The sequence below is a fragment of the Variovorax sp. P1_H2 genome (genome assembly GCF_056405295.1).
Window position 1 is genome coordinate 1 of record NZ_JBFUCJ010000015.1, and the last position, 17,777, is coordinate 17,777.

Here is a 17,777-nt window from a genome sequence, read left to right on the forward strand (position 1 = left end):
GGCGGAGGGCGGAGGCGGTGCGGGCGGGCGAGCGCGACTTCGGCGCCATCGAGGCACGCGCAATGCGGGCGCTCGGCGAGCGCGGCTGGCAGCCTGACTACATGACGCTGCGCCGCCGCGCCGACCTGCAGGCACCGGCCGACGGAGAGCCGCTGGTCGCGCTGGCGGCTGCGCGGCTGGGAAGCACGCGTCTGATCGACAACCTCGAGATCCCACGCGCAGTCTGATCTGAAATATCTGCAGATCCAAAGGGCGTTCTTCCTGCGATTTGCGGCGTGACGCGCTCGCGTGGGGATGTAGGACGTTCTTTCGAATGCCGGCCTGAGCTGGCAAGACAACGGCGATCTCGAAAGTGCGTACTTAAGCGTGTAATTGTTCCTTGGACGCAGCGGCCATGATCGACACAATCTCTTGCATGCCAAGTCCATCGACCGACATCCAAAGCGTCAGCAGCTTCGCGTCCTTGAATCGCGCCGATCAGACGCACCAGCGCAAAGAGCTGTCCCTGGCGAGGGAACGAATGGCCGGGTTCGTGATAGCCGGCCTCATCGCGGTCCTGGCGATCAGCCTGGTCGTCGGAACCTGGTAGCGTCCCTTTCCCGGCTTCGCCGCCGGCTGGCGCCCCCGTCGGGGCGCGCATTCGATCGAGCGCTGGGCTTCCCGACGGTGTGCTGACCCGCATTCGCTGGAGCGGCGAGGCCAGGCGAAAGGTTCCGCCGCGATCGGGCTACCACCGAACTCCGAAAAACACACAGATCGCGACGACGGCGATCAAGCCGGCTATCACGAACTTGGTCATTCGTTCCCTGGGAGGGGGGCGGTCCTTGGGCTCGTGGGTCATATCCGCGCGGTTCAATGACGCGAAGCTGCTGAAGCTCTGGGCGTCGGTCGAGTGATGTTTCATGTAAGTAATTGTGTCTAGTATCCCTCCGGAATCCAAGGAAAAAATGCACACCTAAGTACGCATTCTTGAGGCGCCATTGAAAGTGCCACGACTGAGAAATAGGCGTGATGATTCCAAAGATATGTGAACTTTTTCATCACTATGCTCTGGATCGATTGCTTTCTTGTAGACATAATTGGTTACATGATGGAAAGCAACACAACCCGCGGATGGTGGAACAACGACGTCGACCCGACGGAGCGAATGGCCCTGGCCCAGGCGCATCGGGAACGCCAGCGAGCGCAGCATGCCGCCGGTTGGCGACGCAACATCGTGCTCGGCGCCCTGATCGTGGCCGTGCCGATTCTGATTCGCGTATTGATCTCCGGATGACGGCTGATTTCTATCCAGCTCCGGTGCCCCTGGGCATCGCCCAGCTGCGCGAAATTGCCCTGGAGTTCCGTCTGCGCGCGCTGCGCGGCCAACCGAACGCAGAGGCCATCGCCGACGCACTTGATTCCGTGATTCGGGCGCGGCATGCCGCACTCGCCCGGAAGATGCGCGAACCGGAGCGCAGAGGGCTCTTTTCGATCCGATGACGAGGCGGCACCGGTCCGGCGGAACCCAGCCGCGAACATGGCCTCGGACCGGGACGCGCACCTGGCGGTGACCGCTATGTGCGGCGTCCCGCCTGATCGCCGAGCATGTCGCCGAGCAGGCGCTTCACAGCCGTTGCCTCAGCCGCGGTGTCGAAAAGGGATTCGCGCCCGGCACACTGCCCCTGCAGACGCGACACGAATGAGGGATCCTCGTGCGCGCGCCGCATCAGCGCCGCCAGGGCAGAAGCATTGCCCACCTCGAAATAGCCGTCGTAGTCCCGACCCAGCAAGCCGACGTTGCCGTCGATTCGGCTCGCCAGCACCGGGACCTGCGCCCGCACCGCCTCGATGACCACGTTGGCGCCGCCCTCGAGCCGGCTCATGTGCACCAGCGCCCGTGCGCTCGCCATCCATTGCCGCGCCACGGGTTGCGGCAGGCCGCCAAGCCAACGGTAGTCCGGGCAGTCCTCCATCGTCTGTTGCGCCTCCACACCCAGCGCCGCGTCCAGTGCGTTGCCAATGTGAACGATTCGAATGCCCGTGCCCCGGAGGTGTCGCGCCGCCAGCATCAGGGTCAGCGGGTCCTTTTCGCTTCGCAAGTGCCCCACGGCAACGAAGTCGCAAGGGTATGCAGCCGGCTCGACGCACGACACGCGAGGCGCAGATTGGACAATGACACGCGCCCTGGCCTGGTTGGCCGCCGACAGCATGTAGATAGCCTCTTGCTGCAGAACCACGATGTGACTGGCACACTGCAGCGAATGCTGCGCTGCTGCATCCGAGGCCAGGTTTCCGTAAAGGTCCGTGCCGGTCAGCACGAGCGCCAGGGGGCGGGTCGGATGCGCTTTGCGGAATCGAGCAATGGAGTCGGCAGAGCGACGCGCGTGCAGGGCCACCATGGCCATCGCGTCCTCACCGTCCCACTGCTGCAGGATGGTGGTCGGCGCCCGTGCCGACAGGAACGCCTGCCATCGCGCGGCCGTATGCCAGTTTCCGTTGTTGCTTGATTCGAGCGCGGGCGACACGATGACAACAGGAGGCTCGTTCATGCCGGACATGGTGCCACGACCCGCAATGGAAGCGAAGGATGCTCGCCGATTGGGCGGCGAGGCGCTGGCCGAAGCCATGCGGGACAGTCGCCGCCGCACGCTCTCGCTCGTCGACGACCTGTCCGATGCGCAGTGGCAGTTTCCCCATCGGGACGGCGTCAACCCTATCGCCTGGGAGTTGGCCCACTTGGCCTGGTTCGGCGAGTTTTGGATTCTTCGAGGCCCTCACCACGTCGGCGATGATGGGTTGGTCCGGGCGGCGTTGCCGGCTGCAATCGCCGGGCCCGACGCCCTCTTCGACTCCGCCCGGCTCGCGCACGCCCTGCGCTGGAAAGCGCCGTTGCCTTCGCGGCACGAGGTGGCCGACATGCTGGCCGCTCAGCTCGAGGCTTGCGTTCAGGCTTTGCCGGACGGCGACAGCGATGACGCGCTGTATTTCCATCGCCTGGCCCTGTTCCATGAGGACATGCACGGCGAGGCCCTCGTCTGGATGCGCTCGGCGCTCTCCTATTCCGCACCTGCAGGCACCTTGCCGGCACCGATGCCGGATGGCAGCCGGATCGGATTCCCGGGCGGAAGCGTTCGCATCGGGTGGCCCGCAGACCGGCGCGGCTTTGCGTTCGACAACGAAGGACCGGGCCGTACCGTGCTGCTTGGCTCGCTGGATATCGACGCGCGGCCGGTGACGGCAGGCGAGTTCCTATGCTTCGTCGAGGCGGGCGGATACCACGAACCCATGTACTGGCCGGGTGAGGCGGGCAGATGGCGGTCCACGATCGCCCGGGGACACCCTGAACGTTGGCGGCTGCACGAGACGGCCGCAGGCAAAGAGTGGCAAGTGCGCTGGTTCGACCGCTGGCTCCCCCTGGACCCGGACCTGCCGGTCATCCACGTCAATGCCTTCGAAGCCGAAGCCTATTGCGCGTGGGCGGGCCGGAGACTGCCGCGCGCAGCGGAGTGGGAGMATGCCGCGGCGGTGCTCGGCACGGCGTTCCATTGGGGCGCCAGCGTCTGGGAATGGACCTGCGACGCTTTCGAACCGTATCCAGCCTTCGAGGCCGGTCCGTACAAGGACTACTCCCAACCTTGGTTCGGCAACCACCGCGAGTTGCGCGGCGGTGCTTTCGCGACGCACGAGCGGATGCACGACCTGCGCTACCGCAACTTTTTCATGCCGCAACGAGCAGACGTCTTTGCGGGGTTTCGAACGGCTTCGAAGGGATAGCGCGGCTAAACTCTCGAAAGCATGTTCCGCCGCCCCTTCCACCGCTGCATGACCACGTTCGCCGTGGTCCTGTCGCTGCTGTTCTCGCAGCTGGCGCTGGCGAGCTATGTCTGTCCTGGCGCGACAGACGCGGACGCCATGGCAGAGATGATGGCTTCAGGGGAACCCTGCGAGGGGATGGATTCGGCGCAGCCAGTGCTTTGCCACCAGTACTCGGCCGCCATGTCGCTCTCGTACGAGCCAGTCAAGGTGGCAAGCCCTTCGCTCCCGGCCGTCATCCAAGTGCTGGTCGTTCCGCCTGTGCAGGAGACACAGCGAGCAACAGCGTCTCCGGTCGCTTCGCGCCCGGAGCTCCGACCTCCACCCGACCCCGTTTTTCTCGCTACCGGCAGACTCCGAGTCTGAAATCTCCGTCGACTGAATGGCGCTGGTGCGGCTCGTCCGCTCGCCAGCCGATGCCCCATTTGCCTTCGGAGTTTTCATGCCATCCCTATTTCTGCGCGTCGCGGCATTGGCCGCCACGCTGCTTCCTCACCTCGCAGAAGCCGCCCCACTGACCCTCGGGGCGGCTCTCGACCTGGCCGTCCAACGCTCCGAATCCGCTCGCGCCGCGCGTGCGGGCGTGACGAGCGCTTCCGAGGCGGCCCGCGCCGCGGGCCAGCTTCCGGACCCGATGCTGCGCGCCGGCATCGAGAACCTGCCGGTGACTGGGTCCGACCGCTTCAGCACCACGCGCGACCCGATGACCATGAAGCGCATTGGCGTCAGCCAGGAATGGCTGTCGAGTGACAAGCGAGYCGCCCGCCAGGCTTCGGCCGAAGCCGTGGTTGCGCGCGAGGGAGTCCAGGCACGCAGCGCCGTCGCCGAAACCCGGCTGAACACGGCGCTTGCCTACCTCGACGCCTACTACGCAACCGAAGCGCTGAAGCTGGCGACGCTCACGGAGCACCACGCCCATGAAGAATTCGAAGCGGCGCGTGCCCGCCTGGCATCGTCAACGGGCAGCAGCCAAGAAGCGCTCGCTCTGACCGGCGCGCGTGGTCTGGCGGAGGACGAGTCGGCCGAAGTTCGTCAGCTGCAAAGTGCCGCCCAGTTGACGCTCCGGCGTTGGATCGGCACCACCGCCGACGCGTTGACACCCGTCACCGCAGTCCCCGTGCCGACGGAGCTGGCATACGTCGCAGCGCATCCCGCCGTTCTCGCGAAGCAGTCTGACATCGAAGTGGCCTCGCGAGCTGTCGCAGTCGCGGCCTCGGAGCGCACGCCGAACTGGACATGGGAGCTCTCCTACGGGCAACGCACAGGCTATGCGGACATGGCGACTTTCGGCGTGAGCATTCCGCTCCAGGTGGCCCCGTCCGAACGCCAAGACCGCGAAACCGCAGCGAAGCTCGCCTTGGCCGACAAGGCCGAGGCAGAGCTTGCAGAAGCCAAGCGCGCGGCGACCGCCGAATATCGAGCGCTCGCCAGCGACGCCCAGCGCTTGCGCGAACGCGTCGAGCGGTACAGGTCCGGCGTCGTGGCGCCTGCCGAGCAGCGAACAGTCGTCGCCACCGCCGCCTATCGGTCGAACCAGGGCACGCTCCTGACGCTGTTCGAGGCACGGCACGCAGAAGTGGAAGCGCAGCGGAAGCTCCTCACGCTTCAACGCGACCTCGCCAAAACCCAAGCACAGCTTGCATTCAAGCCTCTCGCGCAAGGAGCCGGCCTATGAAACGCACTCACCTCGCCGCGCTTCTCGTTGTCGGCAGCGCGGTCCTCGCCGGCGGAAGCTTCCTTCTGGGACGACGCCCCACCAGCAATGACGGCATGACCATGCAAGCCGGCGCCGGCGGTGGCACGTCGTCACCTGACGGGCGCAAGGTCCTCTACTGGCACGACCCGATGGTCCCAGGCCCACGCTTCGACAAGCCGGGCAAATCGCCGTTCATGGACATGCAGCTGGTGCCGGTCTACGCCGACAGTGACCGAAGCCCATCTGGCGTCAAAGTAAGTCCCACGGTGCAACAGAACTTGGGCATCCGCTCCGCCACAGTTCGGCGCGCCGAGACCTCGGCCTCGTTCGACGCCGTCGGCACGGTCCAGTTTGACGAGCGGCTGACCGTCGCGGTTCAGACGCGAGTCGCGGGGTACGTCGAGCGCCTGGCGGTGCGTGCTCCGATGGAGCGAGTGCGCAAGGGTCAGACATTGGCGACCATCTTCKCGCCGGAATGGCTCGGTCCGCAGAACGAGTTGCTTGCGCTCAAGCGCGCGGGGGTCGCGCCCGACCTCGTCGCTGCAGCACGCCAGCGGATGCGTGCCATGTCGATTCCGGACGACCTCGTCCGCCGGAGCGAGGAGACGGGGACGGCCCAGGCGCGATTCACCCTGAGCGCACCGGCCAGCGGGGTGGTGGCTGAACTCGGCGTCCGCGAAGGCGTTGCCATCACCCCGGGCATGACGCTGTTCCGCATCGCCGGGCTTGAAAAGGTATGGGCCGTGGCCGAAGTGCCGGAAGCTCAGGCGGCGCGCTTGACCCGCGGCCGAAAGGTCAAGGCGGCGCTGCAAGCCGACGCCTCCCAGACCTTCGAGGGCGAGCTCAAGGAAATACTTCCCGAGGTCAGCGCGAACACACGCACGCTGAAGGCGCGTTTCGAGGTCGACAACAAGGAAGGAAGGCTCACGCCCGGAATGCTGCTACGTCTGCAGGTGGCAGGGCCGACGAGCACCCGGCTGGTCGTCCCGGCCGAGGCGGTCATCCGCACGGGCAAACGAGCAGTCGTCATCGTCCGCAACAGCGCCGGCGCATTCGAACCGCGTGACATATCGCTCGGCATGGACATGGGCGACGACCTCGAGGTCGTCCAGGGCCTGAAGGAAGGCGACCAGGTGGTCGCCAGCGGACAGTTCCTCATCGACTCGGAGGCGCGGCTGCGGTCGGTGCTGGGAAGCATGACGGCGACGGCCGCACCGCCCGTGCCCGCCGCTTCATCGCCGGCAGGGAAGGCAGCGGCCACCCATGTGGGCGAAGGCAAGGTGGAGAACGTCGAGGCGGAGGGCATCACCATCTCTCATGGTCCCGTGGCATCGCTCAAGTGGCCGTCCATGACGATGGGCTTCTCGAAGCCGGACCCCAACGCGTTCGCGGATGTGAAGCCAGGCGACACCGTCCGATTCGAGTTCAGGGAGGGCGGGCCCATGGGCTACGAGCTCCTCTCCGTTCAGCGTGTACAACCGGGCACGAAGCAATGATTGCCGCACTCATCCGATGGTCGATTGGCAATCGACTTCTTGTGCTCGTCGCCAYGCTGTTTCTGGTTGTTGCCGGCATCTGGTCGGCGACCCGCATTCCGGTGGACGCCCTGCCAGACCTTTCGGATGTGCAGGTCATCATCCGGACGCCCTTCCCCGGCAAGGCGCCGCAGGTGGTCGAGGACCTGGTGACGTACCCGCTGACGACCACGATGCTCAGCGTGCCGGGCGCCAAGACGGTCCGCGGCTACTCGTTCTTCGGGGACTCGTTCGTCTATGTGCTGTTCGACGACAGGACCGACCCGTACTGGGCGCGCTCGCGCGTCGTGGAGTACCTCAACCAGGTACAGAGCAGGCTGCCCGCTGGCGCGAACGCATCGCTGGGGCCCGATGCGACGGGTGTCGGGTGGGTTTACGAATATGCGCTGCTGGACCGCACCGGCAAGCATGACATCAGCCAACTGCGAGCGCTGAACGATTGGTTCCTGAAGTTCGAGCTGAAGACCGTTCCCGAGGTGGCCGAGGTCGCGAGCATCGGCGGCATGGTGCGTCAATACCAGGTCGTGCTCGACCCCGACCGCATGCGGGCGCTGGGCATCACCCAGGCGACTGTCGTGGCAGCCCTGCAGAAAGCCAACCAGGCATCAGGCGGCTCGGTCTTGGAGCTCGCGGAGGCCGAGTACATGGTGCGTTCGCGCGGCTATCTCAAGTCGCTGGATGACTTCCGCACGATTCCGCTTGCGGTCTCGGGCAGTACGCCGGTGCTTTTGCGCGATGTAGCCACCGTCCAGACCGGCCCGGAGATGCGCCGCGGCATCGCGGAGCTCGACGGCCAGGGGGAAGTCACGGGCGGCGTCGTCGTCATGCGCTCGGGCAAGAACGCACGCACGACCATCGAGGCCATCAAATCAAAGCTCGAGACACTCAAGTCGAGCCTTCCAGCCGGCGTCGAGGTCGTTCCAACGTACGACCGCTCCCTGCTGATCGACCGAGCCGTCGAGAACCTGCGCTTCAAGCTGCTGGAAGAGTTCGCGGTCGTGGCGGTCGTATGCGCCATCTTCCTGTTTCACGTGCGCTCTGCCCTCGTGGCGGTGGTCGCGCTTCCCATTGGCGTGCTCGCGGGTTTCATCGTCATGCAATGGCAAGGCGTCAACGCCAACATCATGTCGCTCGGCGGCATCGCCATCAGCATCGGCGCCATGGTGGACGGTGCCATCGTCATGGTCGAGAACGTCCACAAGCATCTGGAGGCCTTCGAGACGAAGCACGCCAGGAGCCCGACACCCTCCGAACGATGGGAGTTGGTCGGCACTGCGTCGGTGGAGGTCGGGCCCGCCCTGTTCTTCTCGTTGCTCATCATCGCGCTCTCCTTCGTCCCGGTGTTCGCCTTGGAAGCCCAGGAGGGCCGGCTCTTCTCGCCATTGGCGTTCACGAAGACCTATGCGATGGCCGCAGCGGCGGGCCTGTCCGTCACGCTGGTGCCGGTGCTGATGGGCTACCTCATCCGCGGACGCATCCCCCACGAAGCGGCCAACCCCGTGAACCGCTTCCTCATGGCGGCGTATCGCCCCGCACTGGAGGCGGTCCTTCGCTTTCCCAAGGCCACGCTGGCGGTCGCAGCGGTGCTCCTGGGCGTCACCGTCGTCCCGGTGATGCACCTGGGCGGCGAGTTCATGCCCCCACTGGACGAGGGCGACCTGCTCTACATGCCGTCGGCGTTCCCCGGCCTTTCGGTTTCCAAGGCGTCCGAGCTTCTTCAGCAGACGGACCGGCTCATCAAGACGGTGCCCGAAGTGGAACGGGTGTTCGGGAAGGCCGGCCGCGCCGACACGGCGACCGACCCGGCGCCGCTCGAGATGTTCGAAACGACCATCCAGTTCAAGCCACGCGCGCAGTGGCGCACCGGCATGACCCCCGGCAAGCTCGTTGAAGAGCTGGACCGCGTCGTGAAGGTGCCGGGCCTGACCAACGTCTGGGTTCCGCCCATCCGCAACCGCATCGACATGCTGGCGACCGGCATCAAGAGCCCGGTCGGCATCAAGGTGGCTGGCTCCGACCTCGCCGTTCTCGACAAGCTGACGACCCAGATCGAAGCGGCAGTCAGGGGCGTTCCAGGTGTGTCGTCGGCGTTGGCAGAGCGTCTGACCGGCGGTCGGTACATCGATGTCGACGTAGACCGGCTGGCCGCGGCCCGCTATGGCCTGTCGGTGGCCGACGTGCAATCCATCGTCTCGACGGCCATCGGCGGCGACAACGTCGGCGAGGTCATTCACGGCCGCGAGCGCTATCCCATCAACGTCCGCTACCCCCGGGAGATTCGAGACTCGTTGCAACGGCTGCGGGAGCTGCCCTTCGTGACCGACAGAGGGATCCAGCTGCTCCTGCAGGATGTAGCGAAGGTCAGCATCGAGGAGGGTCCGCCGATGCTGCGCAGCGAGAACGCTCGTCTGTCCGGTTGGGTCTATGTGGACGTGCGAGGCCGGGACCTCAAGTCGGTTGTCAATGACATGCAGGCTGTGGTCACGAAGTCTGTGACGATGCCCGCTGGATACGCCGTGTCGTGGTCCGGCCAGTTCGAGTATCTCGAGCGAGCCACGCAGCGGCTCAAGCTCGTCGTGCCCGCCACCTTGGCGGTTGTCTTCGTGCTGCTCTATGTGCTGTTCAGGTCGGCCGGTGATGCTGCGCTCGTCATGGCCGCGGTGCCCTTCTCGCTCGTCGGCGGGTTCTGGCTGGTTTGGGCGCTGGGTCACTCCATCTCCGTGGCCACGGCAGTTGGCTTCATCGCGCTGGCTGGATTGGCTGCGGAGTTCGGTGTCGTCATGCTCATCTACCTGAAGAACGCGCTTTCGCGACGCATCGCGGCGGGGGCTCCGATGAACGACGAGACCCTGCTTGCCGCCATCCGCGAGGGCGCGGTTCAGCGCGTTCGCCCCAAGGCAATGACAGTGGCTGTGGTCATGGCAGGCCTGCTGCCCATCATGTGGGGCAGCGGAACCGGCTCGGAAATAATGACTCGAATCGCGGCACCGATGGTGGGCGGCATGGTGACGGCCCCCCTGTTGAGCATGCTCGTGATTCCGGCCGCCTGGTACCTGGTGCACCGACATCGCGCCGCCACACGCGGGACGCGGCAAGAAATCAAGGCACCCATCGAGGCTGCACGCTGACCCGAACGCTCGTCGAAGACAATGAAAGACAATTCGGGTTTCGCAAGCTATCCAGCGTTGCTGGCATCAATGGAAACCACGATGAAGCGCATACGCATCCTCGTTGCTCTCTCGCTGGTCTCGTGGGCTGGTGCACAAGCGCAGCCGACCACCAGCTCGGCGGCTGCCCCGGGCAAAACCTGGAGCGTCGGCACGCTTCCCGCGATGGCCCTCACCGAAGGCGAAGTGGAGAGGGTCGACAAGGAACACGACGAGGTCGTCATCCATCACGGCGACCTGCCCAACCTCGGCATGCCCCCGATGACCATGGGCTTCGCCGTGGCCGACAAGCGGATGCTGGACAGACTCCAGCCAGGCGACAAGGTGCGATTCAACGCTGAAATCAAGAAGGGCGAAGCGACGGTGACGTACATCGAATCCGTCCGCTGAACGCCAGCACCCTCCTCCTGGCTCGAGGCGCCTGGCGCGACCCACGACGCATGAAACCGGCGCAGTCCGATACCAGGGATACCGCGGAACCGGCTTTGCCGGGCCGCTGGTATCGCCCCCTCGAGGGGCTGAGATCCGCGGCTCCAAGCCTGCCTGCGCAGGCTTGGACGGATCCGAAGAGCCGCTGCCTCTGGCAGCGACTCGGGGCGCCGCAGGCGCTTCGGGGGTGTTTCATCCTATGCGCCCCGAATACCCAACGCGACGAACTCGCCCGTGAACCAACCCACGCGTTGGCCTGCATATTCGAGCACCGAACCGACCGAGATTCTTGCTTTGCCCTTGCGCGTCAGCATGCGGACGAACTGATGCCACGCCTCGGGGTCCTCGATCGACGACCGGGCAGTGAATTCGCCGTCGATGGGGAGTTCATATTCCATCGTGTTGCGTTGAATGACCAACCGGCTGGCGATGCCCACCCCCAGCAAGCGCGTGTGCAGCAGCGACCAGGCCGCAAGGATGGCCAGCGCGGAGGCACTGCCGCCGAATACCGTTTCCTGGTGATTGATGTTCGGCTCGAGCGGCGCCTTGAGGACCACGGCCTGCGCATCGACAGCCACGACCGACGTCTGCATCGCCTTCGACAGCGGAATGTGCAGGTGGAGGTATCGCTCAAGTTCGGCTGGCAACACGGATTCGTCTCCCTCGATGTCTGACGTGGAAGACAGCATAGCGGCATTCGCGCCCCGGCCGAGGAGCGCCTGGTCGCGCTGCAAGCGCGCACGCGGCCTGCCGCTCGAGGAATCGGCCCGAGGGTTCGGCATGCGGACGCCCCTCCGATGCAGGACACTCCAGGTTCAAGGAATATTCCCATGTCAAAGCAGCTCCTCCATGCGTCGATCGCGGCGACGACGCACATCGTCACCAGGACAACCGACGGCGGGACAGCATGAACGCGCTCAGCCACCACGGCGTGCTGGCCGCCCTCGGCGCGGCGGCGCTCTTCGGCGCCGGTACGCCAGTCGCCAAACTGCTGCTGGCACACGCGAGCCCTTGGCTGCTGGCGGGCTTGCTCTACCTGGGGTCCGGCACGGGTCTGTGGCTTTGGCGCCTTCTTTCGCGCGCGCCGGCGGTTCGGCTCCATCGGAGCGAACTCGGGTGGCTGGCGGGCGCCGTCGTTTCGGGCGGCATGCTCGGCCCTCTTCTGCTGATGACGGGGCTGGCCGGCATGGCTGCAGCCGACGCTTCATTGCTCCTGAACGCCGAAGGCGTGTTCACCGCACTGCTTGCCTGGTTCGTGTTCAAGGAGAACTTCGACCGGCGTATCGCGCTGGGAATGATCGCCATCGTGGCGGGCGCGGCCATTCTCAGCTGGCCAGGCAAGGCAGGCGTCGGCGCCCTGTGGCCCTCGTTGGCGGTCCTGGGTGCATGCCTGGCCTGGGCGGTCGACAACAACCTGACGCGCAAGGTGTCGGTGGCCGACGCGTCGTTCATTGCGATGGTCAAGGGCCTGGTCGCCGGCGCAACGAATCTCGCCTTGGCGGTCGCCACGGGCGCGGCGTGGCCGCCGGCAACGGTCGTCGCCGGAGCCGCTCTCCTGGGCCTGCTGAGCTACGGGACGAGCCTGGTCCTGTTCGTCATCGCACTGCGCCACCTGGGAACAGCGCGCACCGGCGCCTACTTCTCGGTCGCGCCGTTTTTCGGCGCCGTGCTGGCCATCGGCCTGCTTCGCGAGCCCCTGACACTCCAACTTGTCCTGGCTGGCATCTTGATGGCCGTCGGTGTCTGGCTGCACCTGACCGAGCGCCACAGCCACCGGCATGTGCACGAGGCGCTGGAGCACAGCCACGCGCATGACCACGACGCGCATCACCAGCACGTGCATGCCGACGGCTCGCCCGCCACGTCCAGGCACACGCATTGGCACCGGCACGAGCCCCTGGCCCATAGCCACGCGCACTTCCCGGATATCCACCACCAGCACCCCCACCCGCATTGAACTCTTTGGGGGCGACACCTCGGGCCGGCGAATAGGGGATATGCACGCGAGCGTATGACCTTGGGCTGCCGACGCGCGAAACTGGCGGCTGGCGCCTCACGGCGCATGCACAACCGAGACCTTCCATGCCCAACTCGCAGACTCCTCCCATCGACAGACTCAGGGCCTTGCCGAAGGCAGAGGTCCATGCACATCTCGAAGGCTGCTTCGAAACGAGCTGTCTCGAGCAATGGGCATCGCAGGCGGGCGTGCCGATGCCCAGGCCTCGCGATCGCCTGTTCGAATTCGAAGGCCTGGCAGACTTCCTGCAGTTCCTCGACTGGGCTTGCGGCCTCGCGTCGACCCGCGAACGCCTCGCCGAGCTGAGCTACGGCTTCAGCCGGCGGCTCGCCGACGGCGGTGCAGGCTACGCAGACGTGATCGTCAATCCCACCCATTGGAAGGCGTGGCATGGCCGTCTGCCCGACATGATCGACTCGATCGATGCCGGCTTCACAGCCGCAGAGCAAGACGGACTTCCTCCGGTGGGCCTGTGCGTCAGCCTTCTGCGCACGCAATCGTCGGACGCCGCGGCCGAACTGGTCGACACGCTGGTGGCTCTGCGACACCCGCGGGTCGTGGCACTCTCCATCGATGGCAACGAGGCTGCCGCGGGCCGCACCGGCCCGCGTTTCGCAGAGGCGTTCCGGCGGGCAGGTGCGGCGGGGCTGCGCCGCACCGTGCACGCTGGCGAGTCCAGTGGCCCTGAGGGCGTTCGGGATGCCATCGAACTGCTCGGTGCCGACCGCATCGATCACGGCGTGCGAGCGATCGAGGATCCGGCGCTGGTTGGACTGTTGGTCGATCGGCAGATACCCCTGGGCATCTGCCCGACTTCCAATCTGACCTTGGGCGTCTACCCTCGCATCGAGGACCATCCTATCGATCGCCTGCGCCGTGCCGGCGTCGCTGTGTCGATCAACACCGACGATCCGGTCTTGCTGGGGGCCAGCTTGGTGAGCGAGTACGCCATGTGCAGCAAGGCGTTCGGCTGGTCGGATGACGACCTTCGATCGCTGGCACGCAATTCGATCGATGCGAGCTTTGCTGACGCCAGCGTCAAGGCAAGGCTGATCGAGGCGCTATCGCACTGGTGACGGCGCCGGGCCACCCGATCGCCCGGCGGGCGCTTTCGATGCCCCGCGTGCCCGGGCGATCCTTGCGTGGCCATGCCCGCGCCGGCGGTGCGGGTGGTCTCAGAGCATCGCCAGATACCGGGGCAGGAAGGTGGCCGCGCTCTGCAGAAGCTCGAACTCCGGGTCTGGGAGCGGCAAGCTTCGCATGTCGAAATGAGAAAGCGTGCCCCAGAGTTCTCCCGAAGTGTCGTCGAGCACGGGCACACTGTGATACGAGATAACGATTCCCCGCAAAGCATGCCCGACGAGGCGAGGGTCGGCAACGGAGTTGTCCGTACGGAACGATCCCCCCTTCACCACGAACTGGCAGAAGCTGCGACTGAACGGAACCACGGACAGGAAGTCAGGCCGCATCCGGCCGGCCTTGTCGTGAAGCAGTACGTTGTGAAGAAGCGGCCCGCCGAATCGATAGACCGCGGTGAACCGGTGCGGGACGCCTTCGTTGAGGTACGCCAAGGCCGCAGCGGGTCCACTTGCCGCCAATACCGCGGAGACAACATCCGGAGTTCGCACGCAGTCCATGACGAATGCTAGCAAGGCCCGATCAAGTACGCTCGACTTTTGATGTCCTCGCTCCCACGGGGAGCGTGGCGAATTTGCCATGCCGGTGGTATCGTGCAAGGCGCGTCGATACGATCGTGCGCGCCGGTTCTGCCGGCGAGTGACCCTGGCTGGGTCACCCAGCCGAGCCGAACTTCGAAGAAGAGAAAGGCGGGCGATCATGAGCGAAGAAAGCTCACCGTTGGATGCCGGCCGGCGGTCAACCGCTCAGTTCGTATGCGCCCGCTGCAACACCCCTTTCAGTCCGGGTGCCAGGTTCTGTTCCGGATGCGGCGCGCGCCTGGCCAGTCCGGCTCAGCTGGAATGCCGCCCCCTCACCGTCCTGTTCTGCGACTTGGTCAACTCCACCGCGATGGTCGCGGGCGCAGATCCAGAAGACTCCCGCACGCTGCTGTCAACGTTCCATAGTGCTGTGACGGTCGCAATGAGAGCGGTCGGCGGCCACGTCGCACGCTTCATCGGGGATGCGGCATTGGTGTACTTCGGGTATCCGGAGGCCCATGAAGACGACGCCGAGCGCGCGATCAATGCCGCGCTCGAAGCGTCGAGGCAAGTCCGGGCCTTGAAAGATCCTCGAGGCCGCCCCCTGCAATCGCGCATCGGCATCGCGACAGGTCTGGTCGTGATCGGCAACCTGCATGAAGAAATGACAAGCGACGTGCTGGACGTCGCCGGAGAGGCTCCCCATCTCGCCGCCAGGCTTCAGGCAGCCGCGGAACCTGACGCAATCCTCGTGGACATGGCCACGCGCCAGCGTGTCGGTGACCTGTTCTCGTGGCGGGACCTCGGCAGCCTCACCCTCAAGGGCTTCGAGAAGCCCATTCATGGCTGGGCCGTCACGGGTGCGCGACCGGCGGCCAGTCGCTACGAAGCTCAGCACGAGAACCGCCTGTTGCCGATGCTCGGCCGCGACGATCTGCGCGATGCCATTCTTGGCCACTGGCGCCAGGCGTGCGAAGGATGGGGCCGCAGCATCCTGATCCGCGGCGAGCCGGGTGTCGGCAAATCGCGCATGGCCGCAGCCATCCTCGAAGCGACCGCCGCACGCACCACCCTGCGCTACTTCTGTTCACAGTACCGCCTGGGCTCGACCCTGCACCCCTGCGTCCAGCAGCTTGAATGGGCGGCCGGGTTCGCACGAGAGGACCCGAATGAGGTCAAGTTGGACAAGCTGTCCGCGGCGATCGGAGAGGTGTCGGAAGAAGACAGGGATCTGTTGGCCGAACTGGTCAACGTCACTCCGGCTGCGCGCGCGTCTGCGCCGACACTCACGCCGCAGGTCAAGCGCCGTCGCACGATGGAGGCGCTGCTCTCGCAACTCGAGCGCCTCGCCGCCAAAGAGCCAACGCTCGTGATCTTCGAGGACGCGCAATGGAGCGATGAATCGACGCTCGAACTTCTTGGCCTGGCCGTGGCGCGCGTACATCGTCTCCCCGTTCTCATGCTGGTTCTTGCGCGACCGGAGTTCAGTCCCGCATGGGTCAGGAGCAAGCACCTGGTAGAGATGTCGCTCACGCCACTCGATCCCCACGTGGGCGGTCAACTCGTCAGGATGATTGCGGCTGACATCGCCCTCTCCGGTCAGACGGTCAACGACATCGTGGCCCGCACGGACGGCATACCGCTGTACATCGAGGAAGTGACCAAAGCGGTCATCGAGAACCGTCAGTGGCAGCCCTCGGCCAACCAGGCGACAGCGGAGTCGCTGCCGATCTCGCTGCAGGCTTCATTGCTCTCGCGGCTGGATCGTCTCGGCGAGTCGCGCGAAGTCGCGGAGATCGCGGCGGCGATCGGACGCACCTTCAACGTCGAACTGCTGGCTCTCGCATTCAATCGATCCGACGCGCTGAAGCCATCATTGGACACGCTCGTCGCAGCGGGCATCTTTCAGCGGCTGAGCGGAAAGGACTCGGAATACGCCTTCCGGCACGCACTGATTCGAGACGCGGCGTACCGGATCATGGTCCGCGAACGCCGTCAGGCCATTCAGCTGCGCATCGTCTCGGCGATCGAATCGCACTTCCCCGAGATCCGCAACGTGCAACCGGAAGTCCTGGCCTGGCACTGCGCCGAAGGCGGACTGGCCCGTGAAGCCGCCCAGTACTGGCTCATGGCCGGCGTCGCGGCGCTGCGGCGCTCCGCCATGCACGAGGCGCTGGTTCACCTGCGCAGTGGCATCAAGGTCTTGCCGGCGGAGACGGACGAGGCTTGGCGAGCCAAGCTGGAACTCGATCTGACCATCGCCCTTGGCAAGGCGCTGATTGCAACGCAGGGCTATGCGATCGCGAGCACCGGGGAGACCTTCACACGCGCTCGGGTCTTGTGCGACCGGCTCGGAAATCCACCGCAGCTGCTGGCTGTCCTGCACGGCCTGTGGACACACGCCCTCCTGCGCGGCGAACTGGCCTCCGCTCAAAGCCAGGCCGATGCCCTGCTGACGCAGGGCCAGAACAGCGGCGACCGCATGCACCTGCTCATGGGCCATCGCTTCAGCGGCATCACGAGCCATCCGCGTGGCGAGTTCTTCGAAGCCGTGCGCCAATTGGAGGAAGGTCTCTCCCTCTACGATCCTGCACAGCAGGCCACGTATTGGGCCCTGACGGTGGACGATCCGAAGGTCATCATGCTGACCTATTTGTCCTGGTCGCAGATGTGCCTGGGTCGCATCACGGATGCCCGCCAAAACAGCGAGCGCGCCATCAACGAGGCACGTGAAATGCACCACGCCTACACCCTGGCACATGCCCTGACGGGCGCCTCGTTCGTGACCCTCACGATCGACAGGCCCGAGGCGGCCCTGGAGAGGCTGGACGATCTGCGGGCACTGCTGGAGGACAACGGCATCTCCTACTACGACGCCGTCGAGACGGTGCTAAGGGGCTGGTGCCTCGCTGCAATCGGGCGTTTCGACGAATCGCACGCGCTGCTCGAGCGAGGCATCCTGGCCTACCGGGCAACAGACGCACGGCTCTATCTCTCCGGCTTCCTGAGACACGCCGCCGAAGCGCACGGGTGGGCGGGAAGGATCGATCTGGCACTGCAACTGATCACGGAGTCACTCTCCGTGCTGGAAGCGACGAATCAGCGTTGGGACGAAGCGGAAACACACCGTGTGCACGGTGCCCTGTTGAAGGCCGCTGGCGACAAGGAGGGCGCGCGACGCGAATTCGCCAAGGCCCTGGAGATTGCCCGACACCAGAAAGCACGACTTTGGGAACTGCGAACCGCCTGCGATCTCGTGGAGCTCGATGATTCGGCGGTCGGCTCGAACAACGCTTCCATGAAAGTCCTCGCGGCCGCATTCGACGCCTCGGAGGCCTACGCCAACACCCCTGACCTCGCGCGCGCCCGGACCCTGCTGTTGCGAAGAACCTGAAGTACCGCCGCGATCCTCATCAACATTGCGGTTGACTGTTGGCCGGTCGCTGGTAGCGTGGCCGTGGCGATACGTGAGGAGGTCCT

Annotated in this window: 15 protein-coding genes; 12 read left to right on the forward strand and 3 right to left on the reverse strand. The window is 65.6% G+C overall.

The window, feature by feature from the left end:
* The 4 genes from AC1D2E_RS07860 to AC1D2E_RS07875 all read left to right on the forward strand — a co-directional run.
* A partial coding sequence (locus tag AC1D2E_RS07860; protein ID WP_478196875.1) for a pantoate--beta-alanine ligase occupies positions 1-227 on the forward strand: 227 nt, incomplete at its 5' end.
* Between the two features lie 167 nt (positions 228-394).
* Positions 395-589 (forward strand): hypothetical protein, encoded by a 195-nt coding sequence (locus tag AC1D2E_RS07865; protein ID WP_478196876.1) that lies wholly within the window; start codon positions 395-397, stop codon positions 587-589.
* Positions 590-1,027: 438 nt separating this feature from the next.
* Entirely contained in the window at positions 1,028-1,276 is a 249-nt protein-coding gene (locus AC1D2E_RS07870) for a hypothetical protein (RefSeq protein WP_478196877.1), read from the forward strand.
* Positions 1,273-1,482 (forward strand): hypothetical protein, encoded by a 210-nt coding sequence (locus AC1D2E_RS07875; RefSeq protein WP_478172915.1) that lies wholly within the window; start codon positions 1,273-1,275, stop codon positions 1,480-1,482. The genes AC1D2E_RS07870 and AC1D2E_RS07875 overlap by 4 nt, the downstream gene beginning before the upstream one ends.
* 74 nt (positions 1,483-1,556) lie before the next feature.
* On the opposite strand, the gene senB is transcribed toward AC1D2E_RS07875, so the two are convergent.
* Complete coding sequence (gene senB, locus AC1D2E_RS07880) at positions 1,557-2,540, reverse strand: selenoneine biosynthesis selenosugar synthase SenB (RefSeq protein ID WP_478196878.1); 984 nt, start codon at positions 2,538-2,540, stop codon at positions 1,557-1,559.
* Between senB and senA the strand changes: the two genes are divergently transcribed.
* The 5 genes from senA to AC1D2E_RS07905 all read left to right on the forward strand — a co-directional run bounded on the left by senA (position 2,530) and on the right by AC1D2E_RS07905 (position 10,583).
* Positions 2,530-3,756 (forward strand): selenoneine synthase SenA, encoded by a 1,227-nt coding sequence (gene senA / locus AC1D2E_RS07885; protein WP_478196879.1) that lies wholly within the window; start codon positions 2,530-2,532, stop codon positions 3,754-3,756. The genes senB and senA overlap by 11 nt on opposite strands.
* Positions 3,757-4,237: 481 nt before the next feature.
* Positions 4,238-5,470, forward strand: a complete 1,233-nt coding sequence (locus AC1D2E_RS07890) for a TolC family protein (protein ID WP_478196880.1) — start codon at positions 4,238-4,240, stop codon at positions 5,468-5,470.
* Complete coding sequence (locus tag AC1D2E_RS07895) at positions 5,467-6,987, forward strand: efflux RND transporter periplasmic adaptor subunit (RefSeq protein WP_478196881.1); 1,521 nt, start codon at positions 5,467-5,469, stop codon at positions 6,985-6,987. Before AC1D2E_RS07890 ends, AC1D2E_RS07895 begins: the two co-directional genes overlap by 4 nt.
* Positions 6,984-10,154, forward strand: coding sequence for an efflux RND transporter permease subunit (locus AC1D2E_RS07900; protein WP_478196882.1), 3,171 nt, complete (start codon positions 6,984-6,986; stop codon positions 10,152-10,154). The genes AC1D2E_RS07895 and AC1D2E_RS07900 overlap by 4 nt, the downstream gene beginning before the upstream one ends.
* 21 nt (positions 10,155-10,175) lie before the next feature.
* Positions 10,176-10,583 (forward strand): copper-binding protein, encoded by a 408-nt coding sequence (locus AC1D2E_RS07905; protein ID WP_478196883.1) that lies wholly within the window; start codon positions 10,176-10,178, stop codon positions 10,581-10,583.
* Positions 10,584-10,819: 236 nt separating this feature from the next.
* Here the strand turns inward: AC1D2E_RS07905 and AC1D2E_RS07910 are convergent, their stop codons facing one another.
* Complete coding sequence (locus AC1D2E_RS07910) at positions 10,820-11,404, reverse strand: YiiD C-terminal domain-containing protein (RefSeq protein WP_478196884.1); 585 nt, start codon at positions 11,402-11,404, stop codon at positions 10,820-10,822.
* Between the two features lie 125 nt (positions 11,405-11,529).
* On the opposite strand from AC1D2E_RS07910, the gene AC1D2E_RS07915 reads away from it, so the two are divergent.
* The gene (locus AC1D2E_RS07915) at positions 11,530-12,579 is read left to right on the forward strand and encodes a DMT family transporter (RefSeq protein WP_478196885.1); all 1,050 of its coding nucleotides are present in this window, start codon (positions 11,530-11,532) and stop codon (positions 12,577-12,579) included.
* Between the two features lie 125 nt (positions 12,580-12,704).
* A complete protein-coding gene (gene add, locus AC1D2E_RS07920) occupies positions 12,705-13,715 on the forward strand; it encodes an adenosine deaminase (RefSeq protein WP_478196886.1) in 1,011 nt (336 codons plus the stop codon).
* Positions 13,716-13,814: 99 nt separating this feature from the next.
* Here the strand turns inward: add and AC1D2E_RS07925 are convergent, their stop codons facing one another.
* Positions 13,815-14,210: a guanylate cyclase gene (locus AC1D2E_RS07925; RefSeq protein WP_478196887.1), complete on the reverse strand. Its 396-nt coding sequence runs from the start codon at positions 14,208-14,210 to the stop codon at positions 13,815-13,817.
* Between the two features lie 265 nt (positions 14,211-14,475).
* Between AC1D2E_RS07925 and AC1D2E_RS07930 the strand changes: the two genes are divergently transcribed.
* Positions 14,476-17,691 carry an AAA family ATPase gene (locus AC1D2E_RS07930; protein WP_478196888.1) on the forward strand — a complete coding sequence of 1,072 codons (3,216 nt, stop codon included), beginning with the start codon at positions 14,476-14,478 and terminating at the stop codon, positions 17,689-17,691.
* Positions 17,692-17,777: the final 86 nt, after the last annotated feature.

Excerpts from the sequence above, each read along its gene's own strand:
- AC1D2E_RS07875 (WP_478172915.1), top strand. The coding sequence starts at position 1,273 with ATGACGGCTGATTTCTATCCAGCTCCGGTGCCCCTGGGCATCGCCCAG.
- senB (WP_478196878.1), bottom strand. The coding sequence starts at position 2,540 with ATGTCCGGCATGAACGAGCCTCCTGTTGTCATCGTGTCGCCCGCGCTC.
- AC1D2E_RS07865 (WP_478196876.1), top strand. The coding sequence starts at position 395 with ATGATCGACACAATCTCTTGCATGCCAAGTCCATCGACCGACATCCAA.
- add (WP_478196886.1), top strand. The coding sequence starts at position 12,705 with ATGCCCAACTCGCAGACTCCTCCCATCGACAGACTCAGGGCCTTGCCG.
- AC1D2E_RS07915 (WP_478196885.1), top strand. The coding sequence starts at position 11,530 with ATGAACGCGCTCAGCCACCACGGCGTGCTGGCCGCCCTCGGCGCGGCG.
- AC1D2E_RS07930 (WP_478196888.1), top strand. The coding sequence starts at position 14,476 with ATGAGCGAAGAAAGCTCACCGTTGGATGCCGGCCGGCGGTCAACCGCT.
- AC1D2E_RS07905 (WP_478196883.1), top strand. The coding sequence starts at position 10,176 with ATGAAAGACAATTCGGGTTTCGCAAGCTATCCAGCGTTGCTGGCATCA.
- AC1D2E_RS07910 (WP_478196884.1), bottom strand. The coding sequence starts at position 11,404 with ATGCCGAACCCTCGGGCCGATTCCTCGAGCGGCAGGCCGCGTGCGCGC.